General features: G+C 71.4%; 23 protein-coding genes, 1 tRNA gene and 2 pseudogenes. 11 read left to right on the forward strand and 15 right to left on the reverse strand.

All coding sequences use genetic code 11. The annotated features are described in order from the left end of the window. Window positions 1–34: 34 nt before the first annotated feature. The 4 genes from ACWEGE_RS22225 to ACWEGE_RS22240 form a co-directional block, all read right to left on the reverse strand. Window positions 35–508: a hypothetical protein gene (locus tag ACWEGE_RS22225; RefSeq protein ID WP_449662347.1), complete on the reverse strand. Its 474-nt coding sequence runs from the start codon at window positions 506–508 to the stop codon at window positions 35–37. A gap of 241 nt (window positions 509–749) precedes the next feature. Further along, window positions 750–837, reverse strand: a tRNA-Ser gene (locus ACWEGE_RS22230). Between the two features lie 33 nt (window positions 838–870). Further along, window positions 871–1,320 (reverse strand): nucleoside deaminase, encoded by a 450-nt coding sequence (locus ACWEGE_RS22235; RefSeq protein ID WP_449662348.1) that lies wholly within the window; start codon window positions 1,318–1,320, stop codon window positions 871–873. Between the two features lie 23 nt (window positions 1,321–1,343). Continuing rightward, window positions 1,344–1,826, reverse strand: coding sequence for a tRNA adenosine deaminase-associated protein (locus ACWEGE_RS22240; protein WP_206789346.1), 483 nt, complete (start codon window positions 1,824–1,826; stop codon window positions 1,344–1,346). 77 nt (window positions 1,827–1,903) lie between these two features. Between ACWEGE_RS22240 and ACWEGE_RS22245 the strand changes: the two genes are divergently transcribed. Continuing rightward, window positions 1,904–3,169: a M20 metallopeptidase family protein gene (locus ACWEGE_RS22245; protein WP_449662349.1), complete on the forward strand. Its 1,266-nt coding sequence runs from the start codon at window positions 1,904–1,906 to the stop codon at window positions 3,167–3,169. On the opposite strand, the gene ACWEGE_RS22250 is transcribed toward ACWEGE_RS22245, so the two are convergent. Beyond that, window positions 3,130–5,079, reverse strand: coding sequence for a phosphocholine-specific phospholipase C (locus tag ACWEGE_RS22250; RefSeq protein ID WP_449662350.1), 1,950 nt, complete (start codon window positions 5,077–5,079; stop codon window positions 3,130–3,132). The genes ACWEGE_RS22245 and ACWEGE_RS22250 overlap by 40 nt on opposite strands. A 116-nt stretch (window positions 5,080–5,195) precedes the next feature. Between ACWEGE_RS22250 and ACWEGE_RS22255 the strand changes: the two are divergent. The 4 genes and pseudogenes from ACWEGE_RS22255 to thrS form a co-directional block, all read left to right on the forward strand. After that, window positions 5,196–5,357 (forward strand): annotated as a pseudogene (locus ACWEGE_RS22255) (hypothetical protein); the annotation flags it as partial. A gap of 12 nt (window positions 5,358–5,369) precedes the next feature. Next, on the forward strand, window positions 5,370–5,837 hold the full coding sequence (locus ACWEGE_RS22260; protein ID WP_449662351.1) for a heme-degrading domain-containing protein: 468 nt from the start codon (window positions 5,370–5,372) through the stop codon (window positions 5,835–5,837). A gap of 77 nt (window positions 5,838–5,914) precedes the next feature. Then, entirely contained in the window at window positions 5,915–6,538 is a 624-nt protein-coding gene (locus ACWEGE_RS22265) for a dihydrofolate reductase family protein (protein WP_449662352.1), read from the forward strand. Between the two features lie 162 nt (window positions 6,539–6,700). Next, window positions 6,701–7,873, forward strand: coding sequence for a threonine--tRNA ligase (gene thrS, locus ACWEGE_RS22270; protein ID WP_449662353.1), 1,173 nt, complete (start codon window positions 6,701–6,703; stop codon window positions 7,871–7,873). 177 nt (window positions 7,874–8,050) lie between these two features. On the opposite strand, the gene ACWEGE_RS22275 is transcribed toward thrS, so the two are convergent. The 5 genes from ACWEGE_RS22275 to ACWEGE_RS22295 all read right to left on the reverse strand — a co-directional run bounded on the left by ACWEGE_RS22275 (window position 8,051) and on the right by ACWEGE_RS22295 (window position 13,031). After that, entirely contained in the window at window positions 8,051–8,884 is an 834-nt protein-coding gene (locus ACWEGE_RS22275) for a MerR family transcriptional regulator (RefSeq protein ID WP_449662354.1), read from the reverse strand. Between the two features lie 104 nt (window positions 8,885–8,988). Further along, window positions 8,989–9,816: an ABC transporter permease gene (locus tag ACWEGE_RS22280; protein WP_091319178.1), complete on the reverse strand. Its 828-nt coding sequence runs from the start codon at window positions 9,814–9,816 to the stop codon at window positions 8,989–8,991. After that, on the reverse strand, window positions 9,813–10,706 hold the full coding sequence (locus ACWEGE_RS22285; protein ID WP_449662355.1) for an ABC transporter permease: 894 nt from the start codon (window positions 10,704–10,706) through the stop codon (window positions 9,813–9,815). Before ACWEGE_RS22285 ends, ACWEGE_RS22280 begins: the two co-directional genes overlap by 4 nt. A gap of 91 nt (window positions 10,707–10,797) precedes the next feature. Further along, the gene (locus tag ACWEGE_RS22290) at window positions 10,798–11,841 is read right to left on the reverse strand and encodes an ABC transporter ATP-binding protein (RefSeq protein ID WP_449662356.1); all 1,044 of its coding nucleotides are present in this window, start codon (window positions 11,839–11,841) and stop codon (window positions 10,798–10,800) included. Then, complete coding sequence (locus ACWEGE_RS22295; protein ID WP_449662357.1) at window positions 11,838–13,031, reverse strand: extracellular solute-binding protein; 1,194 nt, start codon at window positions 13,029–13,031, stop codon at window positions 11,838–11,840. Before ACWEGE_RS22295 ends, ACWEGE_RS22290 begins: the two co-directional genes overlap by 4 nt. A 95-nt stretch (window positions 13,032–13,126) precedes the next feature. Here ACWEGE_RS22295 and ACWEGE_RS22300 point away from each other — a divergent pair, with 95 nt between their 5' ends. The 3 genes from ACWEGE_RS22300 (at window position 13,127) to lysA (ending at window position 16,217) form a co-directional block, all read left to right on the forward strand. Further along, window positions 13,127–13,831 carry a GntR family transcriptional regulator gene (locus tag ACWEGE_RS22300; RefSeq protein WP_449662509.1) on the forward strand — a complete coding sequence of 235 codons (705 nt, stop codon included), beginning with the start codon at window positions 13,127–13,129 and terminating at the stop codon, window positions 13,829–13,831. Next, entirely contained in the window at window positions 13,828–14,733 is a 906-nt protein-coding gene (locus tag ACWEGE_RS22305; protein ID WP_449662358.1) for a dihydrodipicolinate synthase family protein, read from the forward strand. The genes ACWEGE_RS22300 and ACWEGE_RS22305 overlap by 4 nt, the downstream gene beginning before the upstream one ends. 140 nt (window positions 14,734–14,873) lie before the next feature. Beyond that, a complete protein-coding gene (gene lysA, locus ACWEGE_RS22310) occupies window positions 14,874–16,217 on the forward strand; it encodes a diaminopimelate decarboxylase (RefSeq protein WP_449662359.1) in 1,344 nt (447 codons plus the stop codon). On the opposite strand, the gene ACWEGE_RS22315 is transcribed toward lysA, so the two are convergent. Next, window positions 16,214–17,752: an APC family permease gene (locus ACWEGE_RS22315; RefSeq protein ID WP_449662360.1), complete on the reverse strand. Its 1,539-nt coding sequence runs from the start codon at window positions 17,750–17,752 to the stop codon at window positions 16,214–16,216. The genes lysA and ACWEGE_RS22315 overlap by 4 nt on opposite strands. 265 nt (window positions 17,753–18,017) lie before the next feature. On the opposite strand from ACWEGE_RS22315, the gene ACWEGE_RS22320 reads away from it, so the two are divergent. Then, entirely contained in the window at window positions 18,018–18,494 is a 477-nt protein-coding gene (locus ACWEGE_RS22320; RefSeq protein ID WP_449662361.1) for an Lrp/AsnC family transcriptional regulator, read from the forward strand. 45 nt (window positions 18,495–18,539) lie between these two features. On the opposite strand, the gene helR is transcribed toward ACWEGE_RS22320, so the two are convergent. Both helR and ACWEGE_RS22330 read right to left on the reverse strand, forming a co-directional pair. Beyond that, the gene (helR, locus tag ACWEGE_RS22325) at window positions 18,540–20,744 is read right to left on the reverse strand and encodes an RNA polymerase recycling motor ATPase HelR (RefSeq protein ID WP_449662362.1); all 2,205 of its coding nucleotides are present in this window, start codon (window positions 20,742–20,744) and stop codon (window positions 18,540–18,542) included. A 115-nt stretch (window positions 20,745–20,859) separates the two neighbouring features. After that, window positions 20,860–22,677 carry a LamG-like jellyroll fold domain-containing protein gene (locus ACWEGE_RS22330; RefSeq protein ID WP_449662363.1) on the reverse strand — a complete coding sequence of 606 codons (1,818 nt, stop codon included), beginning with the start codon at window positions 22,675–22,677 and terminating at the stop codon, window positions 20,860–20,862. An 80-nt stretch (window positions 22,678–22,757) separates the two neighbouring features. Here ACWEGE_RS22330 and ACWEGE_RS22335 point away from each other — a divergent pair, with 80 nt between their 5' ends. Then, window positions 22,758–23,150 carry a VOC family protein gene (locus tag ACWEGE_RS22335; protein ID WP_449662364.1) on the forward strand — a complete coding sequence of 131 codons (393 nt, stop codon included), beginning with the start codon at window positions 22,758–22,760 and terminating at the stop codon, window positions 23,148–23,150. On the opposite strand, the gene ACWEGE_RS22340 is transcribed toward ACWEGE_RS22335, so the two are convergent. Further along, complete coding sequence (locus ACWEGE_RS22340) at window positions 23,126–23,608, reverse strand: DUF6328 family protein (RefSeq protein WP_449662365.1); 483 nt, start codon at window positions 23,606–23,608, stop codon at window positions 23,126–23,128. The genes ACWEGE_RS22335 and ACWEGE_RS22340 overlap by 25 nt on opposite strands. A 125-nt stretch (window positions 23,609–23,733) precedes the next feature. Here ACWEGE_RS22340 and ACWEGE_RS22345 point away from each other — a divergent pair. After that, window positions 23,734–24,294 (forward strand): annotated as a pseudogene (locus ACWEGE_RS22345) (superoxide dismutase); the annotation flags it as partial. Window positions 24,295–24,297: 3 nt separating this feature from the next. Here ACWEGE_RS22345 and ACWEGE_RS22350 read toward each other — a convergent pair. Further along, on the reverse strand, window positions 24,298–24,687 hold the full coding sequence (locus tag ACWEGE_RS22350; protein WP_449662366.1) for a TIGR03667 family PPOX class F420-dependent oxidoreductase: 390 nt from the start codon (window positions 24,685–24,687) through the stop codon (window positions 24,298–24,300). Window positions 24,688–24,727 lie beyond the last annotated feature (40 nt).

Here is a 24,727-nt window from a genome sequence, read left to right on the forward strand (position 1 = left end):
CTGGTGATCGGCTGGTGTCGCCCACGGTCACACTTCAAGAGCCCTTCAAGTCAAGCGGACGGCTCAGCTCGTCCCGCGCGGCGTCGAGGAAGGCGATCTTCGGGCCCCTGAGGTGGTCCCACAGCGAGCCGTCGGCGGGTTCCTGCCAGAGAACGTGGTCCAGCGCCTTGACGTAGGCGCGGGCCAGGCCGTGCAGGGCCGAGGCGAACAGGACGTGGATCATCCGTTCACAAACCCACAGCTCGTCGACGACATCGAGGGCGGCCTTGTTCCAGTCCGGCGACGTCGGCTCGCGGTCCTCGGCCGCCCGTTCGGCCTGCTGGGCGACGCGGATGAACTGGCGCAACAGGTCCACCTGCTCCTCACGCCGCTTGTCGGCGCGCTCGGCGGCCAGCCGTCGCCGCTCGCTGCGCTCGTTGCGCCGTTGCACGGTGGTCTGCACGAGGTAGGACAGGCCGCCACCGAGCACCACGCCGGCCAGGGAGAGGATCGCGAGCCACACCTGCATGCCGCACTTCTTACCAAAGCACAGCAAAACACCCGGCGCCTTCGAGAAGATCGCCGGGCGTTTTGCCGGTAAGAGCGGACCTGCGGGGACGTCTTTCAAACCCGGCCAACCGCCACGGTGACCACCACCGGGGGTCCGGGGGCGAAGCCCGCCGGGCGGGGTCTGGGGGTTGCACCCCCAGAAAACACGGCGAGCGAGGCACGCCGACGCTTTCCGTCGGCACACCTCGCCCACTCGCGAGCGGTGGCGGTGGGATTTGAACCCACGGACGGGGATTAGCCGTCACACGATTTCGAGTCGTGCTCCTTCGGCCGCTCGGACACGCCACCGCAAAGAACAATACCGGAGGCCCCTGCCGCCCCTCACGAGGGGTCGGCTACCTCGGCGCGGCGGATCGCGAAGTACGTCTCCAGCAGCCCCGCGCACTCCTCCACCAGCACGCCTCCGTGCACCTCCGGCCGGTGGTTGAGACGGCGGTCACGCACCACGTCCCACAGCGACCCCACGGCCCCCGTCTTGGGCTCCCACGCCCCGAACACCAGCCGTTCGATGCGCGCCAGGACCAGTGCGCCCGCGCACATCGTGCACGGCTCCAGCGTCACCGCCAGCGTGCAGCCCTCGAGCCGCCAGCCGTCGCCGGCCACGGACGCCGCCGCGCGCAGCGCCAGGATCTCCGCGTGGGCCGTCGGGTCGCCCAGCTCGGTGCGCGCGTTGCGGGCCGCGGCCAGGGGGACGCCGTCGGGGCCGAACACCACCGCCCCGATCGGCACGTCCGAGCCCGGGGCCCGCGCCGCTTCCAGCGCGGCCTCCACGGCCTCGGTGTCGGACGGGCGTCTCAGAGCTCGTCCAGGAGCTTGGCGAACTCGCTGCCGAACCCGCAGCGCTGCGCGACCATCTGCAGCTGCTCGTCCGGGTACAGGTCGACCTCGCCGACGATCACCTCCAGCTCCGGCCCGGGCAGCCCGAGATCGGCCAGGATCTCCAGGTCGCCTTCGGGCCAGACGGAGTCGTCCTCCTCGTCCGGCGGGTCGACGCGCAGGACGTCGAGGACGTCCGCCGCGATGTCGTAGTCCAGCGCCGCCGCCGCGTCCGAGAGCAGCAGCGACGGCCCCCGCGGGCTCGGCCGGACGATCACGAAGAACTCGTCGTCGACCGCCAGCAGGCCGAAGCTCGCGCCGGTGGAACGTAGTTTGCCCAGCTCCGTGATCGCCGCGTCGAGCTCGGTCAACGCCCCCGGGTCGAGCGCACTGCACCGCCACCGACCGTCTTCTCGGACCACAGCCACCGCGAAGCCCGTGACCGGCTCATCCACCGCCATGCGCACACCGTATTCCGCCGGTCGATCTCGCGCACGCACGGTGCGCCCGAAGCGCCGCATGCGGCACTATCGGGACCATGACCGGCCCCACCGACCTGCCCACCTTGCCCGGCACGCCGTTCGCCGGGCTCCTCGACGACGCGCGGGCACTGCAGGACCGCACAGTCGCCCTCCGGCGGGCCGTGCACCGCCACCCGGAACAGGGCCTCCACCTGCCGCGCACGCAGGCGGCGATCCGCGAGGCGCTCGACGGCCTGCCGCTCGAGATCACCGAAGGCAAGGCCACGACGTCGCTGACGGCCGTCCTGCGCGGCGCGCAGGACGGTCCCGCGGTGCTGCTGCGCGGCGACATGGACGCGCTGCCGCTGACCGAGGAGACCGGCCTCGAGTTCGCGTCGGAGGACCCGGAGTCGATGCACGCGTGCGGGCACGACACGCACGTCGCGATGCTCGCTTCGGCGGCGCGGCTGCTCGCGGAGCGCCGCGAGCGGCTGGCCGGGTCGGTCGTGTTCATGTTCCAGCCGGGTGAGGAGGGTCACCACGGCGCCCGGTTCATGATCCACGAGGGCGTGCTCGACGCGGCCGGGACGCGGGTCGAGCGCGCGTTCGGCCTGCACATCCTCGCCAACGCGCCCAGCGGGCTGCTGCAGCTGCGGCCCGGCCCGCTGATGGCTTCGGCGGACTCGTTCCACGTGCGTGTCACGGGCAAGGGCGGCCACGGCTCCGCACCGCAGCACACGATCGACCCGGTGCCCGCCGCCGCGGCCATGGTCGGGGCGCTGCACACGATGATCACGCGCCGGGTGAGCGTGTTCGACCCCGCGGTGCTCTCGGTGACCCGGATCCAGGCCGGCACGACGACGAACATCATCCCGGAGACCGCCGAGCTCGAGGGCACGATCCGCGCGCTGTCCGAGCACACGCGCGCGCTGGTCCGCGCCGAGCTGCCGAAGGTGTGCGAGCAGGTCGGCGCGGCCTACGGCTGCCGCGTGGTCGCCGACGTCGAGCCGGGCTACCCGGTGACGGTCAACGACGACCGGATCGCGGCCGAGGTGCTGCGGCTCGGCGCGGAAGTGCTGGGTCCGCGCAACGTCGAGCTGCTCGCCGACCCGCTGATGGGCGCCGAGGACTTTTCCTACGTCCTGCAACGCGTCCCCGGCGCGTACGCGTTCCTCGGCGCGTGCCCGCCCGGCGTCGACCCCGCCGAAGCGGCGGCGAACCACTCCAACCGGGTGCTCTTCGACGAGGACGCGATGCCCAGCGGCGTCGCGATGCTCGCCGCCTTCGCGCTCGACGCCCTGCGTCAGGGCCCGGTCCGCGACGGGCGGCCGTCCTCCAGGTGACCGGCGAACCGGCGGCGCCACCCCGGCGTCTCGAACGTGACGTCGTACCAGCCGTTGCTCGTCGGCACCGGGAACTCGTGCGCGCCACCCGGCGGGAGGGTGACGTCGTTCAGCGTGACCGGTGACGGCCCGCGGTTGGTCACCGTGACCCGCAGCGCGGGGGTGTCGCCGAACGTGACGGCCGCGTCGAGGCCCAGGCCGCCCGAGGCCTCGACGACGAACCCGTTCGGGCCGTGGACGGCGACGTCGTAGGTCCCGTTGTGCGCGACCTCGCCGGTCAGCTCGCTCTTCGGGCCGACGTCGAAGCGTTGCGACGTCCCGCCGTCGTGGTAGGCGTACGCGGCCAGCTGCAGCGCCTGCGTCCCGTGGTTGGCCAGGTGCAGCTTCAGGACGTTCGCCTCGGCGGCGGCCCACGCGACCGGCTGGTACGGCAGCGGGCGCGCCTTCGCCGTGCCGGGGTCCTGCACCAGCGCGCCCGGCCCCAGCCCCGGCTTCGGCAGCCGCCTCTGCGTGCGGTCGGCTTCGGCGCGCAACGCCCCCGCGTCCGGCAGGAGCGGGATGGTCGTGTCGGGGTTGCGGAAGTCGAAACAGCTGGTCAGGTCGCCGCAGATGGCCCGGCGCCAGGCCGAAATGTTCGGTTCCCGCACGCCGGTCCAGGTCTCCAGGAAGCGCAGCACCGACGTGTGGTCGAAGACCTGGGAGTTCACCCAGCCGCCGCGGCTCCACGGCGAAACGACGGTCATCGGCACGCGCGGGCCGAGCCCGATCGGGACGGGCGCGCCGGACGGCAGGCCCTTCTCCGGCCGGTTCCCGGGCAGGTACTCGCCGGGGGTGCCGGGCGGCGGCGTCGGCGGGACGACGTGGTCGAAGAAGCCGTCGTTTTCGTCGTAGTTGACGAAGACGATGGTCGACTCCCACAGCTGCGGGTTGTCCCACAACGCTTTCAGCATGCGCTGGATGTACGCGGCGCCGTCGACCGGCCGGGCCGCGGGGTGCTCGCAGTAGCCGTACGGGGCCACGACCCAGGAGACCGCGGGCAGCGTCCCGGCCGCGCAGTCCGCGAGGAAGTCGGCCAGCACGTGGTCGAGGTCCTTCCCCTTGCCCGAGTCGGGAAGGAGCTTCTTGCGCAGGTTCGCGCGCTCGGCCAGCCGGCGCTTCACCGGGTCCATCGAGTACAGCGCGTCGTGGAAGTTCTGGAACAGCCAGAGCGGGTTGTCGCCGTAGTCACCGACGAAGTGCTCGGGGACGCCGCGCTCCTCGTCGTTCGCGTAGATCCGCCACGAGACGCCCGCGGCCTCGAGCCGTTCGGGGTAGGTCGTCCAGCGGAAGGACGGTTCGTAGTCCGGCGCGTTGTGCGTCGCGGGGCCGCCGGCCAGTCCGTCGGGGTCGATCGTGCCGGTCCAGTGGTAGAGGCGGTTCGGGTGCGTCGGGCCCTGGATCGAGCAGAAGTAGGCGTCGCACAGGGTGAAGGCGCTCGCCAGCGCGTGCTGGAACGGGATGTCTTCGCGCGTGAAGTACCCCATCGTCATCGGGGTCTTCGCCGCGATCCAGCGGTCGTACGCGCCGCCGTTCCACGCCCGGTGCGTGCTGTTCCAGTCGTGCGGCAGCTCCCCGAGGTCCTGACCGTCCACAACGGACGTGTCGATCCGGAACGGCAGCACCGGGCCGCCCCGGTCGCCGCGCTGGTGGAAGACGTCGCGCAGCGCCGCGCGGTCGCCGAAGCCCCGGACGCCGGCCATGGTGCCGTAGTAGTGGTCGAACGACCGGTTCTCCTGCATGAGCACGACGACGTGGCGGACGTCCTCGATCGTGCCCTTCCGCGGCGCCGGAGCGCAGGCCGCGGACAGCGCACCGGCCGCCGTGACCGCGGCCGCACCGCCCAGCACCGTGCGACGCCGGATCCGGCCCATGCCCACCTCCTCGTCCCGGCCGGTGGCCCGGCCGAGGGGGTACGTTCGCCACCGAGAGGCGAAGCCGTGCTCCGGTCGCCTTCGCACCGACGACCGACCTCGAGCGCTCGCGCGCCTTCTACACGGATGTCACCGGGCTCGAGTTCATCGAGCAGACCCCCTTCGCGTGTGGTTCCGCAGTGCCGCCACCGGTGGTGGCCGCACCTACGACACGCTGCCACAAGCCACCGACAAAATCCGGGCAGCCGAGTTCACTGGAAATTAAACAACAGTGTTGATTTAATGCCTCCATGACCGAAGCCGACCGCCTCGCCCAGCTCGCCGAGCAGGAGGAACGCCTCCAGTTCACGAAGTTCGACAACGAGACCGCCCTCGCCCTCGGCCAGCAGCTGCTGACGGCCGCCCGTGACCGCGGGCTGCCGGTGACGATCTCGATCCGGCGCAACGGCCAGCGGCTCTTCCACGCCGCGCTGCCCGGGACGTCGGCCGACAACGACGCCTGGATCGACCGCAAGAGCCGCGTGGTCGACCGCTACGGGCACAGCTCGTTCTTCGTCGGCACCCAGTTCCGCGCCAAGGGCGGCTCGTTCGAGGAGCACTCCCGCCTCGACCAGGACCGCTACGCGGCGCACGGCGGCGTCTTCCCGGTGCTGGTGCGCGGGGTCGGGCCGGTCGGCACGGTCGGCGTGTCCGGGCTCCCGCAGGCCGACGACCACGCCTTCGTCGTCGAGCAGCTGGAGCTGTTCCTGGCCTCCTGAAATTTCTCCCGGCGGGTTTGTCGAACGGGGGCGGCCCCGTCCGACGGGTCAGGCAGGCCCGATCCGAAGGAGAAACCATGGGCAACCTCACCGTGACGACGTTCCTGACCCTCGACGGCGTCCACCAGGCACCCGGCGGCCAAGAGGAGGACACGTCGGGCGGCTTCGAACTCGGCGGCTGGGTGACGCCGTTCTACGAGGAGGACATGGCGCGGTTCGCCGCGGAGTGGATCTCCCGCGCCGGCGCGTTCCTGCTGGGGCGGCGGACGTACGACATCTTCGCCGCGCACTGGCCGAAGGTCACCGATCCCGCCGACCCGATCGCGTCCCGGCTCAACGGCCTGCCGAAGTACGTGGCGTCGCGGACGCTGACGGACCCGGCGTGGTCCGGCACGTCCGTCGTGGACGGCGACGTCGTCGAGTTCGCCCGCGAGCTGAAGTCCCGGTACACCGGCGAAATCCAGGTGCACGGGAGCGGTGCCCTGCTGCAGACGCTGATCGCGCACGACCTGGTGGACGAGTACCGGCTGTGGCTGTACCCGGTCGTGCTGGGCCAGGGCCGCCGGCTCTTCCCGGACGGCGTGGTGCCGAAGGCGTTCGAGCACGTCGAAACCCGGCGCACGGCCGCGGGGGTGACCGTGCTCGTGCTGCGCCCGGACGGAAAGCCGCGGTTCGACACGTTCCGGCTCGCGGAGTCGTAAAAGGAATGGCGGCCCCTGTTACCGTCGAAGACATGAAGCGCGCTGTTTCCACGACGACGCCGGAGAGTGTCCCGGCGCGCTGAACGACGTTTCCAGCCCGGGGCGGGTGCCCCGGGCTTCGTCTTGTGGTCTCCCGCCCCGCCGTCCACGAGGGAGTCCACCATGCCCGACCACCGCAAGCTCGGCCGCGAACTCGGCCTGTTCGGCACCGACCCGCTGATCGGCGCCGGCCTGCCCTACTGGCTGCCCGACGGCGCGATCGTCCGCCACAGCCTGGAGGAGTACGTCCGCGACCTCGAACGGCGCGCGGGCTACCGGCACGTCCATTCGCCGGTGCTCGGCAAACGCGAGCTGTACGAGATCTCCGGGCACTGGTCGCACTACCGCGACGACATGTACCCGCCCATGGACGTCGGCGGCGAGCAGCTGGTGCTGCGGCCGAGCCTGTGCCCGCACCACGCGTTGATCTACCGCTCGCGCGGCCGCAGCCACCGCGAACTGCCGCTCCGGATCGCCGAAATCGGCGGGATGTACCGGGCCGAGCTCTCCGGCGTGCTCGGCGGGCTGAACCGGGTGCGCGCGATCCAGCTCAACGACGCGCACGTCTTCTGCACCCCCGAGCAGGTCGAAGCCGAGGCGGCCGCCGCGTTCGCCCTGATCCGGCGCGCCTACGACGCACTCGGCATCAGCGCGGCGCGCTACCGGCTGTCCCTGCCCGGACCCGGCGGCAAGTACGTGCCCGGGAACTGGGACGGCGCCGTGGAAATCCTCCGTTCGGTGCTGGCCGGCCTCCCGTACGACGCGGTCGAGGGCGAAGCGGCCTTCTACGGACCGAAGATCGACGTCCAGGTCACCGACGGCGCGGGCCGCGAATCGACCCTGTCCACCGTCCAGGTCGACTTCCACCAGCCCGCGCAGTTCGGCCTGGAGTACGTGGGCGCGGACGGGGCGAAGCACCGGCCGGTCATGGTGCACCGGAGCATCATCGGCAGCGTCGAACGCGCGGTGGCGCAGCTGATCGAGGTCCACGGCGGCGCGTTCCCGGCCTGGCTGGCCCCGGTGCAGCTGAGGCTGCTGCCGGTGTCGGCCGCGGAGCTGCCGTACGCGCGCGAGGTACTGGACCGGTGCGGCGAGGTGCGGGCGGAGATCGCGGCGGACGGAAGCGTCGGCGCGCGGATCCGGGACGGGCGGCTGGTGCCGTTCCAGGCCGTGATCGGGCCGCGCGAAGCAGCGGCGCGGGAGCTTTCCGTGCGGTTGCGCGACGGAAGCCGGCTGGACGCCGCTCCTGCTTCGGACGTGCTGGCGCGGATCGGTGCCGAGGTCAGGAGGCCGTAGCGGAGTTCAGGACCGCGATCCGCCGCGTGCGACGGGCGCTGTGGGGCCGGCGTCGGCAAGCCGTGGCCGCCATCAGCCGCCCGCGACGGACGCCGTCGAACCGCCGAGGCAGGCGCCGGCCTGCCCATCGCCGCGATCCGCTGCGCGAGGGGCGCCCGCGGGACTGCCGGGCCGGCGTCAGCAGGCCGTGGCCGCGGTCAGCCAGTCGAGCGTCGGTGTCAGGCTTTCCGGCGCCGCCCAGCCGTTGATCACCGCGAGCAGCTCCAGGTACCGCTCGCGCCGCGGGTCGTGCACCACGCCGAGCCATTTCCGCAGCTCGGCGGGGTCACGCCCGAGCCCGTCGACGATCGCGGCGGCCTGCGGCGAGCCGGGGTCGATCCCCGCCGCCAGCGCCGGCGCAACCGCCTCGCGCACCTCGGCGGCCAGGTCCCGCCGCAGCCCGCCTTCGTGCCGGTCCACCAGCCGTCGCACGGCGGCGCGGAAGTCCGCGTCCCGCGTCAGCTCGGCCAGTTCGATCCAGGCGTCGAGCTGGCCGGGACTCGGGTCCTCGGGCAGTTCCGGGGTCAGCGTGCGGACGATCCCGGCGAGCTCGGGCCGGTCGCCCATCACCTCGGCGAGGAACTCGCCCACACACTCCAGTTCGGACAGCCGGGCCAGTTCGCGCACGAGTCTCGTCTCCTCCGTGGTCGCGCCGCGGGCGGCGATCGCCGTCCACACCGCGTGCCGCAGGCGCAGCACGCGGATCTCCGTTTCCAGCGCCTCGACGTGCGCCGCCGCGATGTCGGCGACGGTCGTCTCCCCCTCGACGATCCGGCGGACCGCGGCGAGGCCGAGACCGAGCTCGCGGAGCGTGCGGACGAGCTCGAGCCGGGCGAGCGCGCCGTCGTCGTACCGCCGGTGACCTGCGGTGTTGCGGCCGGACGGCGGCACGAGGCCGTGGTCCGAATAGAACCGGACGGCTTTGGTCGTCAGCCCGGTCCGGCGGGCCAGGTCGCCGATCGAGTAGCGCATGCCGCCAGCGTGACACCTCCCCTCGGGGGAGGCGCAAGGATCGGATTCGCCCGATCGTGTCGATCACATGTTCGATGATTGGCGGTAAAGTCGATCACACGAGCTCAGGTTTCCTCCCGGATCCGGGTCACCAGCTGGGTCGGGTTCACGAACCGCAACGCAACGAGAAGGAGCACGAGCATGGAAGCGGTGTAGATGGTCGCCATGGCGTCGACGGACTGGTTGGCGCGGATGCCGGCGGCGAACACGGAGTTGTAGAGCGCCACCACGAGGGTCGTCGAGTCCGGGCCGGCGGTGAGGAAGGTCAGCTCGAACATGCCGACCGTGCGCACCAGCACCAGGATCGACGCGGCCAGGATGCCCGGCAGCAGCAGCGGGCCGAGGATGCGGGTGAACACCGAGACGGTCCGCGCGCCGGACATGCGGGCCGCGGCCTCGATCTTCGGGTCGATCTGCTCGATGAACGGCGTCATCGTCAGCACGACGAAGGGCACCGAGGGCACGAGATTGGCCAGGATGACGCCGGTGATCGTGCCGGCCAGGTGGAACTTGTACAGCACGGTGGCCAGCGGAATGCCGTAGGTGATGGGAGGGATCAGGATCGGCAGCACGAACAGCAGCATCACCAGGCGCTTGCCGGGAAACGAGCGGCGGGCCAGCGCGTAAGCGGCCGGGACACCGACAGCCACCGACACGGCGATCACCACGAGCGCGACGACCGCCGTCGTGAGGAGGACGTCCGACAGGCCGAACTCACGCCACGCGTCGGCGTACCAGTGGGTGGTGAAGCCGTCCGGGAGCCAGGTGCCGAACCACTGCGTCCCGAACGAGTCGACGACCACCGAGAGCACCACGCCGGCGAGGTTGACGAAGAAGAACACGACGACGGCCCAGACGACCCAACGTCCGGGACGCGCGACCCAACCCGTCATCCCTTGCCTCCGGTCGCTCCGCGGTACAGCGTGCCGCGCCACGCCATGACCAGGCCGATCACGATCAGCATGACCACCGCCATGAGCATCGCGACGGCCGAGCCCATCGAGTAGTCGTACTCCTCGAACGCGGCGTGGTAGGCGGCGATCGAGATGACGCGGGTCTCGTTCGCGGGGTCGCCGACGAGCTGCGCGCTCGGGAACACCGAGAAGGCCATGACGAACGAGAGGCAGAAGGTGATCGCCAGCCCGGGCGCCAGGAGCGGCAGCGTGATCCGCCGGAAGCGCTGGACGCCGTTCGCGCCGAGCGTCGCCGCCGCCTTCTCCAGGGAGGGGTCGATACCGGAGAGGTAGGACAACGTCAGCAGGAAGGAGAACGGGAAGCCGGTGATCACCAGGGAGAGGAGCACGCCGGTGTAGTTGTGGATCAGCGGCAGCGGCTGGTCGGTGACACCGAGGACGGTGAGCACCTTGTTCAGCCAGCCCGCCGGCCCGCCGTACATGATCAGGCCCTGTGCGGTGAGCACCGTGCCGAGCGTGATCGGCACGACCAGGATCGTCGTGAGGAGACGTTTGCCGCGGACGCGGCCGCGCATCACGTAGGCGATCGGGATGCTGGCGAGCACGTTGATCAGGGTCGCCGGGAGGGCGATGCCGAGCGTCGTCCAGATGGTGTCGCGCAGGTACGGGTCGTCGAAGAACCGCGCGTAGTTCGCGAAGACCCCGCCCTTGCGCGGCGCGAACGACAGTTGGAGGCCGTAGAGGAAGGGGTACAAGAACAGGCAGGCCGTGACGAGCAGGCCGGGCACCAGGAGCAGCAGGGTGCGATCGATGCCGCGTTCGGCGAGGCGGTGGCGCAGCGCCGGGCGCGCGGTGGCCACGGCGGTCATGGCGCGCCCTCCGCACCGCGGGCGGCACCGGTCGTCGGCGCGATCCGGGCGACACCGCGGGCGGCGCCGGTCGTCGGGGCGATCAGGGCGGTCATGGCGCGAACACCAGAACCCGCTCGGCCGGGACACCGATCTTCGCCGTGTCACCCGGGGCGAGGCGCTTGTCGGTCCGGAAGTACACCGGCTCGCCGGTCCCCAGCCGGGCGGAGACCGACAGCTCGCGGCCGTGGTACTCGACGATCTCGACCGTCACGTCGAGGGCGTTCTCCGTCCCGTCGCCGACCACGAAGTCCTCCGGGCGGATCGCCACCTTCGCCGGGCCCTCCGTGAGCGAGCCGCGGCCGGTGAGGCGGACTCCGCTGCCCTCCACGGTGACCGACGAGGCCGCCGCGGACGTCACCGTCACATCCAGGAGATTGCGATACCCCATGAAGGAGGCCACATAACCGTTCACAGGCTGGGCGTACACCTCCTCCGGCGTGCCGACCTGCTGGACCGCGCCCTCGCGCAGCACCACCAGGCGGTCGGCCAGCGACAGCGCCTCCTCCTGGTCGTGGGTGACGTACACCGTGGTCAGGCCGAGGGTCTGGTGGAGGCGGCGGATCTCCATCCGCATCTCGAGCCGGAGCTTGGCGTCCAAGTTGGACAGCGGCTCGTCCATCAGCACCACGGGCGGCTCGAGCACCACCGCGCGGGCGATGGCGACGCGCTGCTGCTGGCCGCCGGAGAGCTGCGCGGGGAACTTCGCCGCGTGCTCGGTCAGCTGCACCAGGCGGAGCGCTTCGTCGACGCGGCGGCGGGCCTCGGCGCGGGCGACCTTGCGCATCTTGAGGCCGAAGCCGACGTTGGCGCGGACGGACATGTGCGGGAACAGCGCGTAGTTCTGGAACACCATCCCGAACCCGCGCTGCTCCGGTGGCTGCCCGTCGATGCGGGTGTCGTCGAGCCAGATGCTGCCCGCGGTCAGGGGCAGCAGGCCGGCCAGGCAGTTGAGCGCCGTCGACTTGCCGCAGCCGGACGGGCCGAGCAGGGCCACGAACTCGCCCCTGGCGATGGTGAGGTCGAGGCCGCGCAGGGCGTTCGCGGTGCCGAAGCTCCTGGAGACGCCATCCAGCCGGAGCTGCCCGAACGTCACTTCTTCCCGACCTTCGAGCCGCCGACCAGCTGGTTCCACTTGTCGAACGCCTTGACCTGCTGCTCGGCCGGCAGCGACGTCTCCTTGGGGTACTGGGCGATCCACTGCTCGTACTCCGGGCGCCCGAACTGCCGAAGGGTGTCCTGGCTCTTCTGCGGCGCCATCTGCAGGGTGACGTCCTTGACCGCCGGGCCGGGGTAGAAGTACCCGTCGTCGTAGGCGATCGCCTGCTGGTCCGGCTTGAGCATCCACGCGACCAGCTGCAGGATCGCCGACTGCTGATCGGGCGAAAGCCCCTTGGGGATCAGGGCGTACTGGGCGTCGGTGACCCAGTGCATCGGCTGCATGATCGCGGTCTTGACCGTGTTCGGCACCGTGCCGAGCTTGCGCGGGTTGATGTCCCAGCCGGTGGTCGACATGATCATGTCCACCGCCCCGGACGCGAGGTTCTTCATCGTCTCCGTGGTGCCCGACGGGTAGTACTTCACGTACTTGCCGAGCTCCTGCAGGAACGCCCAGGTCTTGTCCCAGCCCTTGTCCGGGTCCTTCGGGTCCTTGTCGCCCAACAGGTACGGCAGGCCCATCAGGAACGTCCGGCCCGGGCCGGAGTTCGACGGCTGGGCGTACTGGAACTTCTCCGGGTGCGCCTTCGCCCAGTCGAGCAGCTCCTGCGGGGACGCGGGGGCGGCGGGCACCGCGCCGGGGTTGAACTCGAGCAGCGGGCCCGACGGGTAGTAGACGACCTCGACTCCGTAGCCGTTGGCCAGTTCCTGCATCTTCGCCGCGGGTTCCTGGTAGTTCTGCATCAGGTTCGGGAACCGGCTCGAAAAGTCCGGCAGGACCTTCGCCAGGGTGCCGTTCGCGATGCCGGCGGAAAGGCCGTCGGTCCCGCTCAGCACCAGGTGGGTCTGGGCGACACCGCCGTCCTGCTCGGCCTTCAGCTTGCCCGCCATGCTCGGCGCGGGCGCCGTCGAATAGGTGACCTTCGCGAGGACTTCGGGGTGCGCGGCCTTGAAGTTCTCGATCATCTGCTTGGTGAGCTGCAGGTTGCCCGCGACGTCGAGGATGTTCAGCTCGACCGGCTTGCTCGGTTTGTCCGGCACGGCTTGGGGCGCCGCCGCCTGGCCGCCGTCGCCGCCGGGTGCGCCGCAGGCCGCCAGACCCGCGGCGAGGCCCACCGCCAGCAACACTCGTCGGAATCGGAAGCTGGTGCAACGCTGCATGGCTGCCCCCTAGGTCCGTGATAATGTTGTATGTCGCATCGTATATCAGATCGGACATGCCAGTGGCGAGCACTTCTTCGGCCCGGAGGCCGCCGCCGCCCGTTTCGCGGACGGATTTCGTGCGTGACGCCATCAAGGAAGCGATCTTGAGCGGGGAGTTCGGGCCGGGCGAAACGCTCGTCGAAGCCGAGGTCGGCGCCCTGCTCGGGGTGTCGAAGACGCCGGTGCGCGAGGCACTGCGGATCCTGGCCGGTTCCGGTTTGGTCACGATGAGCACGTACAAGGGGGCTTCGGTCCGGGTCATGGACGCCGAGAGCGCGCACGCGGTGTACGACCTGCGCGCGCTGCTCGAGCCCGAAGCCGTCCGGCGGGCCGTCGAGCGGGGCACGGACTTCGGGGAGGCGCGGCAGGTGCTGGCCGGGGTCGGGACCGGCGCGGCGGCCGGCGACCGCGCGAAGGCCAGCCTGACGAACCGGCTGTTCCACCGCGCGCTCTACGCCGGGTGCGGGAACCCGCTGCTGGTCGAGGTCCTCGACGGCCTGCGCGACCAGGCCGCGCTGATCACCGTCACGGGCTGGGGCATCAGCCCCACCTGGCAAGGCGAAGCGGCCGAACACCGCGCGATCCTGAACGCCGCCGAGAGCGGCAACGCCCGGCAGACCGAACACCTGCTGCGCAAGCACATCACCGATTTCATCGGCCGGGTCGCCCTCGGGCTGCCCGGTGAACGCACCACCGAGACCGGCGATCCGAAGGGGGCCCGATGACGTTCGAGGAGCAGAGGCGGCGGCTTTCCGGGGTGGTGGCCATCCCGGTCACGCCGTTCGACGCCGAGGGCGCCGTCGACGGCCAGACGTACGCGAAACTGGTGGACCGGCTGATCACCGGCGGCGTCGAGGTCGTGACGCCGAACGGCAACACCGGCGAGTTCTACGCGCTCGACGCGGCCGAAGCGCGGCAGTGCCTGGAGGTCACCGTCGAGGCGGCGGCCGGCCGGGCGAGCGTGCTCGCCGGGATCGGGCACGACGTGACCTCGGCGACCCGGGCCGCGGTCCACGCGCGCGAGGCGGGTGCCGACATGATCATGATCCACCAGCCGGTGCACCCGTACATCTCCGGCGACGGCTGGGTCGACTACCACGCGGCGATCGCCCGCGCGGTGCCGGAACTCGGCGTCGTGCTCTACGTCCGCAACCCGTCGATCGCCGGTGAGCAGCTGCGCGCGCTCGGGGAGGCGGCGGCGAACGTCATCGGCGTGAAGTACGCGGTGCCGGACCCGGTGCGGTTCGCCTCGGTCGCCCGCGACGCGGGCTTCGGCCGGTTCGTCTGGATCGCGGGCCTGGCGGAGCTGTCCGCGCCCGGCTACTTCGCGGTCGGCGCCACCGGCTTCACCTCCGGCCTGGTGAACGTCGACCCGGCGATCTCGCTGGAGATGTTCCACGCACTGTCCACAGCGGACTACCCGGCGGCGATGAAGGTCTGGGAGCGGATCCGGCCGTTCGAGGAGCTCCGCGCCGCCAACGGCAACGCCAACAACGTCAGCGTGGTCAAGGACGCCCTCGGCCAGCTCGGCCTGTGCCGCCCGGACGTCCGGCCGCCGAGCCGGCTGCTGACCGGGCCCGAGCGCGAGCAGCTGTTCGGCCTGCTGTCCTCGTGGGGGCTTTCGTAGGTGACGGAAGTTACTCGCGCGTTAACAAGGAGTAAGCGGACGAACCAAAGCCGTCAGGACGGCATTCACGGGTGATCTCCGGGCCCGGCCGCGGGGGTGTCCTGGCGGGGTCCGATCCGCCGTGATGCCCGGAGGCACCCGTGACGCTCAGCGAGCTTCTTCCCAGCCTCGGCTGCGAAGCCGCCGATCACCTCGAGCCAGGAGTCTGGCCGCGAAGCACGCGACTCGGCGAAGACGGCGAGCTCGTCTTCGCCGGCGCGCGCGTCAGCCACCTCGCCGCCCGCTTCGGGACGCCGTCCTACCTCATCGACGAGCAGCAGGTACGCGACACCGCGCGCGAATACCGCGAAGCGCTGCCGAACGTCGAAGTCGCGTACGCGAGCAAGGCGCTCTGCACGCGGGCCGTACTGCGTTGGGTCGCCGAAGCCGGGTTGTCGCTCGACACCTGCTCCGCCGGCGAGATCGCCGTCGCGCGCTCGGTCGGCTTTCCCGCGGACCGCATGCTGCTGCACGGCAACGCGAAGACACCCGAAGACCTGAAGGCCGCGCTCGGCTACGGCGTCCGGCGGATCGTCGTCGACTCGCTCGACGAGATCGAGCAGCTCGGCGCGCTCGCCCACGGCGCCCAGCAGGTGATGATCCGCGTGACGCCGGGTGTCGCGGCCGGGGCGCACGCGGCCATCAGCACCGGCGCCGAAGGCCAGAAGTTCGGCTTCTCCCTCCTCGACGGCGTTCCCGACAACGTCGACGCCGCCGTCGAAGCCGTGAAGCGACAACCCGGGTTGCGGCTCAACGGGCTGCACTGCCACATCGGGTCGCAGGTCTCCCGGGTCGACCGGTACGAGGCGGCCGCGCGGCGGATGGCCGAGGTGCTCATCCGGATCCGCGACACGCACGGCGTCACGCTGCGGGAGCTCGACCTCGGCGGCGGCCACGCCGTCCCGTACGTCGGCGGCGAGCCAGCGTTCGACCTCGGCGGCTACTCGCGGCGCCTGCGCGTGGCGCTGGCCTACGAATGCGCGGCGCACGGCTTTCCCGTGCCCCGCCTGACGGTCGAACCCGGCCGGGCGCTCGTCGGGCCGGCCGGGATCACGGTCTACCGCGTCTGCGCGGTCAAGCGCGGCAGCCGCACGTTCGTCGCGGTCGACGGCGGCATGAGCGACAACGCGCGGCCGTCCCTCTACGGCGCCCGCTACACGACGCGCCTGGTGGGACGGCGTTCGAAGGCGAAGCGCGTCCCGATGACCGTGGTCGGCAGGCACTGCGAAGCCGGCGACGTCCTCGCCGAGGGCATCAGCCTGCCCGCCGACCTGCACGCGGGCGACCTGCTGGCCGTGCCGTGCACCGGCGCGTACCACCACTCGCTGGCCTCGAACTACAACCAGGTCGGCCGGCCGCCGCTGGTCGGCGTCCGTGACGGCGTCGCGACGCTGCTGGTGCGCCGCGAAACCGAGGAGGACCTCGGCCGGCGCGACTTGGGCTAGGCCTGGGCACTGACGATGGTGTCGCCGCCGCGCGGCACGAGCCCGCGCGGCAGGTGACGGCCGGCGAAGAACTCCCGGCAGGCCCGGTGGACCGCGAACATCAGCGGCACGCCGAGCACGATCGCCACCACGCCGATCACCGCGACGCCGCCGATTCCGAACACCGTCGTCTCGCCCGCGTCCGGCCGCATGTACTCGATCAGCGCGAACACCAGCACGGCCAGGAAGAACACGCCGCCGGTGAACGGCAGCAGCCCGCGGAGCACGAAGTTGCGCAAGCTCGTGAAGAGCGTACGGCGGAACACCCACACGCAGGCGAGCGCGGTCATCGTGTACTCGATGGCGATGGTCAGCCCGACCGCGTCGACCGAGTCGGCCAGCACGTGGTCGCTGATCAGCGCCAAGAGCCCGTACACGGCCAGCGAAACGAGCCCGAACGCCCAGGTCGCCACGGTCGGCGTCCGGAACCGCGGGTGCACGCGCCCGAAGACGCGCGGGAGAGCACCGTGGCTGGCCATCGACAACGTCGTGCGCGCCGCCGGCATGATCGTCGCCTGGCTGGTGGCCGCGCCGCTGGTCAGCACGGACACGATCAGCAGCACGCCCAGTACCTTGCCGGTCGCACCGTCGCCGAACACCGCGCCGCCCAGGCCGGCCAGCACGTCCTCGGAGTTCGCTTCGTTGCTCAGGCCGATCCCGTCTTCGCCCACTCCGGCGAAGGCCAGCGCGGCGACCGTCACGAGCAGGTAGTTCAGCACCAGCAACACCGTCGACAGCACCGCCGCCCGTCCCGGCGCGTGCCGCGGATCGGCCGACTCTTCGTTGACCGACAGCGAACTTTCCCAGCCCCAGTAGATGAACACGGCCAGCAGCACCGCCGAAACCGCGGTGCCCGCGGAGACCCCGCCCGGCCACAGCCAGTCCGGCCGCGGCAGGGACGCCTGCGGGCCGGCCGTGCCGCCGAAGACGCGGACCAGCGCGACGACCGAGAAGAGCGCCAGGACGGCGAGCTCCACGCCGAGCAGGATCCACTGCACCCGCGCGGACACCTCGATGCCGCGGTAGCAGAGCCAGCACAGCGCCAGCAGCCAAGCCGCTCCGATCGCCGTCGTCACCCACCGGTTGCCCGCCGCGTCGGACGCGCCGAACAGCAGCAGCGTGTACCGGCCGGTCAGCGCGGACTGGCTGCTCATCACCAGCAGCTGCGCGGCCGTGACGACCCAGCCGGTGAACCAGCCGGCGTGCGGGCCGAACGCGCGCGCCGCCCAGGTGAAGTTGGTGCCGCAGTCGGGTTCCGCGGTGTTCAGCTCGCGGAAGGCGAACGCGACGAACAGCACCGGGACGAACGACAGCAGCACGAACGCGGCCGCCTTGAACCCGGTGCCTGCCAGCACGATCAGCCCGAGCGTGGCCGCGATGGAGTAGGCCGGCGCCGTCGACGACATCCCGATGACCATCGACGACACCATGCCCAGCGCGCCGCGGCGCAATCCCTTCGCGGGAACGGCGGCGCCGAGCGCCACGGGCTCCGACATGCGTTGGTCCTCCTGGGGTTGCTTCGGGACGAGAGAGCCGCCAGACGGTACCCGGCGTGGCCCGCGGTGCGGGTCCCGCTGTGCGCGGGCGCACACAACCGCCTCGGAAAGCCTTGTCGATTTCGCCATCCACCACCGATTCCTCGGCTGAGCGCCGCGTGCACGTCGAATCGCGCGAAGCTCGCGCGGAGGGCTCGCTTTCTCGGCAGGTCTCGATACGCTGCGCACTTGACAAATCACATGCCGAAACACAGGGAGGGACGGCATGGGTGACGAAACACGTGCGCGCGCGCTGGACAATACGGACAGATCATTGATCGACCTGCTCCAGAAGGACGGCCGGGCCTCGTTCACCGCACTCGCCAAGGCGGTCGGGCTTTCGGAGGGAGCGGTCCGCCAGCGCGTGCAGCGGCTGCTCCGCGACGACCTGATGCAGATCGTCGCGGTGACCGACCCGGTCAACGTGGATCTGACGCGCCAGGCCATGGTCGGCATCAACGTCGACGGCGTCGATCCCCGCGACGTCGCGGACAAGCTGTCCGAGCTGCCGAACGTGCACTACGTCGTGCTGTGCGCCGGGCGTTACGACCTGCTGGCCGAGCTGGTCTGCCGGGACGACGACCACATGCTCGAGGTGCTCGGCGAAGAGGTGCGCAAGATCCCGGGCGTGTCCGGGACCGAGCTGTTCGTGTACCTGAAGCTGGCCAAGCAGAACTACTCCTGGGGCCGGCTCACGGCTTAGCGGTGCGGGGATGACGGGTACCGCCACCCGCCACCCCCGCGTTCGCTACAGGAACCGCCGGTGCCCGGACCTCGCGGGCACCCCGGCCTCGACGAGGCCGGTCAGCGCCGCCGGGAGCGGATCCCGGTGCAGCACCCCGAGGCGCTGCGTGGCGCGCGTGAGCGCGACGTAGAGCTCCGCCGCGCCACGCGGGCCCGCGGCCAGGATCCGCTCCGGCTCCACGACGAGCACGGCGTCGAACTCCAGTCCTTTGGCCGCCGCGGCCGGGATCGTTCCCGGCACGCCCGGTGGCCCGATCACCACGCTGGTGCCCTCCCGGTCCGCCTCGTCGCGGACGAAGCCCTCGATGGCGCCGGCGAGCTCGTCGTCCGCCACTCGTCTGGACCACGGCCGGACCCCGCACGCACGTACCGATTCCGGCGGCCGCACGTCGGGGGCGAACCGCGCCAGCAGCGCGCCGGCGACGGTCATGATCTCCGCCGGGGTGCGGTAGTTCACGGTCAGCGCGCGGTACTGCCAGCGTTCGCCGACGTAGGGCGCCAGCACCGGGCCCCACGCCGTCGCCCCGGCGGCACTGCGGCGCTGGGCGAGGTCGCCGACGATCGTGAACGAGCGGCTGGGGCACCGCCGCATCAGCACCCGCCAGTCCATTTCGGACAGTTCCTGCGCCTCGTCGACGACGACGTGCCCGTACGTCCAGTCCCGGTCCGCGGCCGCCCGCTCGGCCAGGTCACGCGTGTCGCGCTCGGTGAACCGCCCGGCCAGGTCCCCGGCGTCGAGGAGGTCCTCGGCGACCAGCGCGACGTCCTCGTCCAGCTCCTCGGCGTCCAGCTTCATCAGCTCCATGACGCCGGAGGCGTACTCGGCCTCGGCTTCCGCCCGCCGCCGCGCGGCCGCGCGTTCTTCGGTGTCGTCCCGGCCGAGCAGGTCGGCCAGCTCGTCGAGCAGCGGCACGTCCGAGACGGTCCACGCCGTGCCGTCCGCGCGGAAGAACGCCGGATCCGCCCCGGCAGCCTCGAGGCGGCGAGGCGACTCGTACAGCGGCGCCAGCAGCGTCTCCGGCGTCAGGTAAGGCCACAGCTCGTCGAGCGCGGCGCCGAGCGCTTCGTGCGCCGCGAACTCCTCCAGGACGTCGGCGCGCAGGTCCGCCCACAACCCGCGGTCCTTCCGCGTCAGCCAGCCTTCGCCGATCTTCGCCACCACCCGCTCGGCGACTAGCGCGACGGCCCGCTCGCGGAAGACCGCCCGGGCTCGGTTGTGCGGCAGCCCGGAGTCGCGGGCTTCGCGCCTGGCCTCGGCGGCGAGGCCGGCGTCGAGCGCCACGACGACGTCACCCAGGTCGACCGGCACCGGCTCCTCCGGCACCCGCTGCCGGTCGGCGACCGCGGCGGCCAGCACGTCGAGGATCCGCAGCGATCCCTTGCGCCGCGCCACCTCCGGCCGGTCCTCGGCCGTGACGCGCAGCCCGGGCACGAGGTCGCCGGTGGTCAGGAAGACGACGTCCGACTCGCCGAGCGAGGGCAGCACGCGGCCGATGTGGTCGAGGAACAGCGGGCTCGGCCCGACCACGAGCACGCCGCTGCGGGATATCCGCTCGCGCCGGGTGTAGAGCAGGTACGCCACCCGGTGCAGCGCGACGGCCGTCTTGCCGGTGCCGGGACCGCCCTCGACCACCAGCACCCCCGCGTGGTCCAGGCGGATGATCTCGTCCTGCTCGGCCTGGATGGTCGCGACGATGTCCCGCATGCCCTCGCCGCGGGGCGCGTTGACCGCCGCGAGCAGCGCCGCGTCCCCGCGTTCGGCGCCACCCGGACGGCCCAGCACCTCGTCGGTGAAATCGAGGACCCGGCGGCCCACCGTGTGGAACTGACGACGGCGGCGCATGTTTTCCGGCGTCGCCGCGGTGGCGACGTAGAACGGCCGCGCCGCCGGCGCCCGCCAATCCAGCAGGAACGGCTCGTAGTCGTTTTCCTCGTCGAAGAGCCCGATCCGGCCGATGTAGCTGGTTTCGCCCGAAAGGGCGTCCAGCCGGCCGAAGCAAAGCCCGTTGTCGGCGACGTCCAGCCGGATCGCCTCCCGCGACCGGAACCGGACGTCGTTCTCCCGTTCACGCGGCGTCACCCCGGTTTGCCCGAGTGCGCCGTGGTACCGGGCCTGCGCCGCCGCGCGCTGGCGGTCGAGCCGCTCGTACAGCGCGGCGACGTAGGCCCGTTCTTCCCGCAATTCCTCGTCGTACCCCTGGTTTGACAAGTTCCCCTCACAGCGGTTAGACTCATATCAAGTTCGGCGAGTTCTCCTGTTGTTTCTGGAGGGCACGCCGATTTTTTATTGTCCACCCGCTGTCAAGGGCCGGCTGTTGAGTGTCTCAGCCCAGCATGAATTCGCGTGGGTTCAGCGGCCGGTCCACCACCCGCACGTCACCCAGCAACCCGGCGAAACTCCGGTCGACCTTGCTGTCGTACGACGACGCACCGACCAGCCACGAGCCGCCCGGATCGGCGAGCCCGACCGCCGGCGTGGCCGGGTTCCGCACCACCGGGCAGCCGTCGACGTGGACGATCGTGCGCCGCCCGTCGTTCACCACGGCGACGTGCCACCACTTCTCCACCGGCAGCTCGTGGCCCCAGTTCGTCGCGGTCCGGTTCTGGTTCAGCGGGTACACCGCCCACTGCAGCTCCCCACCGTCCGAAAGGGACAGAGTGGCCGCCGATTCCTTCGGGTCGTCGCCGGTCTTTCCCGCGGCGGCGCCGCTGCCCTGCCGGGCGAACAGCCCGCACCAGCCGTGGTGCCCGTCCTTGAAGTTCGCCGGCAGCCGGAAGAACGCCTCGATCGTGTAGCCGCGCTCGAACTCGAGCTTGTTGATCGGCGCGGAATCGACCGTGCGCAGGTAGGCGCCCCGGCTGGGATCGCGGCCGCCGTCGAACCGCAGGCTCGCCCGCGACGGCTGCCGCGGCGAAAACTCGCTCGAGTACTTCAGCGCGTCCGGCCCGCTCCCGGGCGCGGTGACGCGCGTGAGGTCGTTGCCGCGGCCGGTCTGGTCGCGCACGACGACGTCGTCCGGCACCGCCTGGCCGTCCTGGCCGCCTTCGAAGCGCCAGTACGCGACCGTGCCCGGGATCAGCAGCTGCTTCGCGGGCCGCGCGGGCGGGACCGGCACGGGCGCGAAGCCCTTGAACCGCTCGGCGAAGTCGATCTCCAGGCTGAAGTAGTCGGCGGTCCCGCTGCGCTCGACCTCCTGCTGCTGCAGCTCGCTGAGGTGGTCCTGCGCGGCGAGCCACGGGGAGAACGTCCGGACGTCGATCACGCCCCGCGCCAGGTCGAACCGGTAGAGCCGGATCATCGCGCTGCCGCCGTAGTAGCGGTCCTGGTAGTTGGCGATGTGGACGTGCACGTCGTGCCCGGCGGCGTTCTTCCGCACGGTGCGCCCGGTCGGCCAGTAGTGCCCGTTGAGCGTGAGGAAGACCTGGTCGTTGCCCTGGACGAGCTCCTGCCAGACGTGCTCGCCGAACGTGGAGAACTGGGCCTGGTGGTCGTCGTCGGCCCAGACGAGCTCGTGGACGGTGAGGATGGCCGGCAGCGTCGGGTGCTGCGCGAGCACCTGCTTCGCCCAGTTAAGGCCGCCGGCCGAGGGCCGCCAGTCGAGGGCGAGCAGCAGCCACTCGCGCCCGCCGCCGCGGAAGATGTGGAACGTGTTGTAGCCGTCCTTGGACGCGCCCTTGAAGGTCGGCGAGTTGCGCCGGCGCTGCGGGCCGAACGCGTCGAGGTACGGCGACGGGCCGCGCTGGTCGTCCTTCGAGCCGTCGATGTCGTGGTTGCCCGCGAGGGTGCTGTACGGGAACCGGCAGCGGTCCAGCACCTGGAACGACCGGCTGATCCTGGCGAACTCGTCGGCCCGGCCGTTCTGGGTGAGATCGCCGAGGTGGGCGAGGAAGACAACGTTGTCGTCCTGCTCTTCGAGGACGTACCGCAGGGAGGCGTCCAGCGGGGCCGCGTCACCGCGGTCTTCGTCGAACAGGTACTGCGTGTCCGGCATGACCACGAGCGTGAAACGCGGATCTTCGGTGTCCGGGCGGTGCCGGCCCGCGGCTTGGGCGGACGGCGCGCCGAGGACGTTCGGCAGGGTCGCCGCGGCGGCGACGGCCGGGGCGCCGAGGAGGAAGGTCCGGCGAGAAGTGTCAGTCACGGGCGGGAAGCTACGGGCGGCTTCCGACGACCCCGGCAACTGCTGCCGAACACCGGATGAACAGCGGTAGGGTGCCCCGCATGAGCGGCCCGCGGGTGTTCCGGCTGATCCAGCCCGTCGACGACATCGAGGTCGCCGTCGCGTTCTACGCCGCCGTCTTCGGCGATCCCGGCGAGCGGATCGCGGTCAACCGGCACTACTTCACCTGCGGTGGCGTGGTGCTGGCCTGCGTCGAGGCGCCGCTCGAACACCGTGAGCCGCGCCCGCAACGGGACCCGCGGATCGTCTACCTCGCGGTCGAGGACGTCGAGGAGACGTTCTCGCGGGTGCGCGCCGCCGGGCCGCGCTGGCTCGACGACGCGATCGAGACCCAGTTCTGGGGCGAGCGGTCGTTCTACGCCGACGACCCGTTCGGCAACCCGCTCTGCTTCGTCCAGGAGGACACGCTCTACTTGGGCGGCCCGGTCGGCTGAGGGTCCGGGTTCAGCCGGAACGGCATGACGAACCAGAGGATCCCGAAGAGCAGCAGGCACAGCACGGCCATGACGATCATGGCGGCCCAGCCGTAGACCACCTTGGCGATCAGCGCGACCGTCGAAGTGATCGCCAGCGCCAGGCAGACCAGCCCGACCAGCACGAACCGGTTGCCGACGCGCAGGATCCGGTCCCGGCTGCCGGTGCGGAACAGCAGCCGGTGCCAGGCCGCGGGCGCGGTCAGCAGGGCCGTGGCCGCCACCGCGAGCGCGACCGCGGACAGGTGCAGCGCCTTCTCGAACCCGCTGGCGTCGTGGAACCGGTCGGTGAACACGACCGACAGCAGGAAGCCGAAGAGGATCTGCACCCCGGCCTGCGCGACCCGCAGCTCCTGCAGCAGCTCGCCCACGTTGCGGGTGAGCTGCTCGTTGCGGGTTTCGCCGGTGTGTTCGGGCACGAGATGACGATAACCGGGGTCGAGACGGACCACCGGCTGGGAAAACCGTGACTTTTCCACCAAATCGGTCACACTTTCGAGTGGCGATCATGGCGATGTCCCTGGCGGCTGGCTAAAGAGGGGAAATGCGCCTTCTTCCCGCTTTGGCCGCCGCGGCCGCCGTCGCCGTGCTCGCTCCCGGCACCGCCGCCGCGTCGCCGTCACCGGCGCGGTTCACCACCGCGCACGGCACGTTCACCGCGGATGCCCCCGGCGCACCCGCGGTGACGTACCGCCCCGACCTCGTCCCGGCCGGCGCCCGGGCGCACGTGTTCGGCATTTCGGCCGAACCCGCGGGCACGACCACCCTGTTCTTCGTCACCGGCCTGCGGCCGGACCGGGCCTACGGCGCCCACGCGCACACCCAGCCGTGCGGCGCCACCGGCGACGCCGCCGGGCCGCACTTCCAGCACGTGCCGGACCCGGTGAAGCCGTCGGTGGACCCCGCACATGCGAACCCGCGCAACGAGATCTGGCTCGACTTCACCACCGACCGGGCCGGCACCGGCTTCGCCCGGTCCACAGTGGACTGGACGTTCGCCGACCGGCGGGCGAAGTCCGTGGTCGTCCACGAGACCCACACCCACACCGATCCCGGCCACGCGGGCACGGCGGGTGCCCGGCTCGCCTGCCTGAACGTCGGTTTCCAGTCAGAACCCCCAGGTCCGCTCGGGCACCACACGGATGCGGACGGAGTACTTGGCGTCGAACCCGTCCGCGTCCAAGCCGATCGCCGCGTAGCGGGAGCCGTACTTGTCGAGGTACCCGGGCGCCTCGGACGCCTTCCCCGCCTCGACGTGCGCTTTCCCCGTCACGACTAGGATCGAGCCGCCGTGCTCATCACTGTTGAGGTGGAAGCTGACGTCGGGGTTCGCCTCGATGTGCCGGAGCTTCGCGGTGCCGGGCTCGCTGAACACCACGATGTCCTCACCGTCGAGGACGAACCACACCGGCCGCGGCGCGGGCCGCCCCTTCGGCGTGACGGTGGTCAGCCAGGCGATCGGTTCGCCGGCTCGACCGGAAAGTTCAGGTGCTGCCATGTCGGTGTCCCCTGGTCGTCGGATCTGTGACCCAGGTAAC

Source organism: Amycolatopsis sp. NPDC004747, from assembly GCF_053601335.1.

Bases quoted from the DNA above. Each gene is read 5' to 3' on its own strand.
- ACWEGE_RS22225 (WP_449662347.1), bottom strand. From the start codon at position 508: ATGCAGGTGTGGCTCGCGATCCTCTCCCTGGCCGGCGTGGTGCTCGGT.
- ACWEGE_RS22240 (WP_206789346.1), bottom strand. From the start codon at position 1,826: ATGGCGGTGGATGAGCCGGTCACGGGCTTCGCGGTGGCTGTGGTCCGA.
- ACWEGE_RS22245 (WP_449662349.1), top strand. From the start codon at position 1,904: ATGACCGGCCCCACCGACCTGCCCACCTTGCCCGGCACGCCGTTCGCC.
- ACWEGE_RS22250 (WP_449662350.1), bottom strand. From the start codon at position 5,079: ATGGGCCGGATCCGGCGTCGCACGGTGCTGGGCGGTGCGGCCGCGGTC.
- ACWEGE_RS22260 (WP_449662351.1), top strand. From the start codon at position 5,370: ATGACCGAAGCCGACCGCCTCGCCCAGCTCGCCGAGCAGGAGGAACGC.
- ACWEGE_RS22265 (WP_449662352.1), top strand. From the start codon at position 5,915: ATGGGCAACCTCACCGTGACGACGTTCCTGACCCTCGACGGCGTCCAC.
- thrS (WP_449662353.1), top strand. From the start codon at position 6,701: ATGCCCGACCACCGCAAGCTCGGCCGCGAACTCGGCCTGTTCGGCACC.
- ACWEGE_RS22275 (WP_449662354.1), bottom strand. From the start codon at position 8,884: ATGCGCTACTCGATCGGCGACCTGGCCCGCCGGACCGGGCTGACGACC.
- ACWEGE_RS22280 (WP_091319178.1), bottom strand. From the start codon at position 9,816: ATGACGGGTTGGGTCGCGCGTCCCGGACGTTGGGTCGTCTGGGCCGTC.
- ACWEGE_RS22285 (WP_449662355.1), bottom strand. From the start codon at position 10,706: ATGACCGCCGTGGCCACCGCGCGCCCGGCGCTGCGCCACCGCCTCGCC.
- ACWEGE_RS22305 (WP_449662358.1), top strand. From the start codon at position 13,828: ATGACGTTCGAGGAGCAGAGGCGGCGGCTTTCCGGGGTGGTGGCCATC.
- ACWEGE_RS22315 (WP_449662360.1), bottom strand. From the start codon at position 17,752: ATGTCGGAGCCCGTGGCGCTCGGCGCCGCCGTTCCCGCGAAGGGATTG.
- ACWEGE_RS22320 (WP_449662361.1), top strand. From the start codon at position 18,018: ATGGGTGACGAAACACGTGCGCGCGCGCTGGACAATACGGACAGATCA.
- ACWEGE_RS22335 (WP_449662364.1), top strand. From the start codon at position 22,758: ATGAGCGGCCCGCGGGTGTTCCGGCTGATCCAGCCCGTCGACGACATC.
- ACWEGE_RS22350 (WP_449662366.1), bottom strand. From the start codon at position 24,687: ATGGCAGCACCTGAACTTTCCGGTCGAGCCGGCGAACCGATCGCCTGG.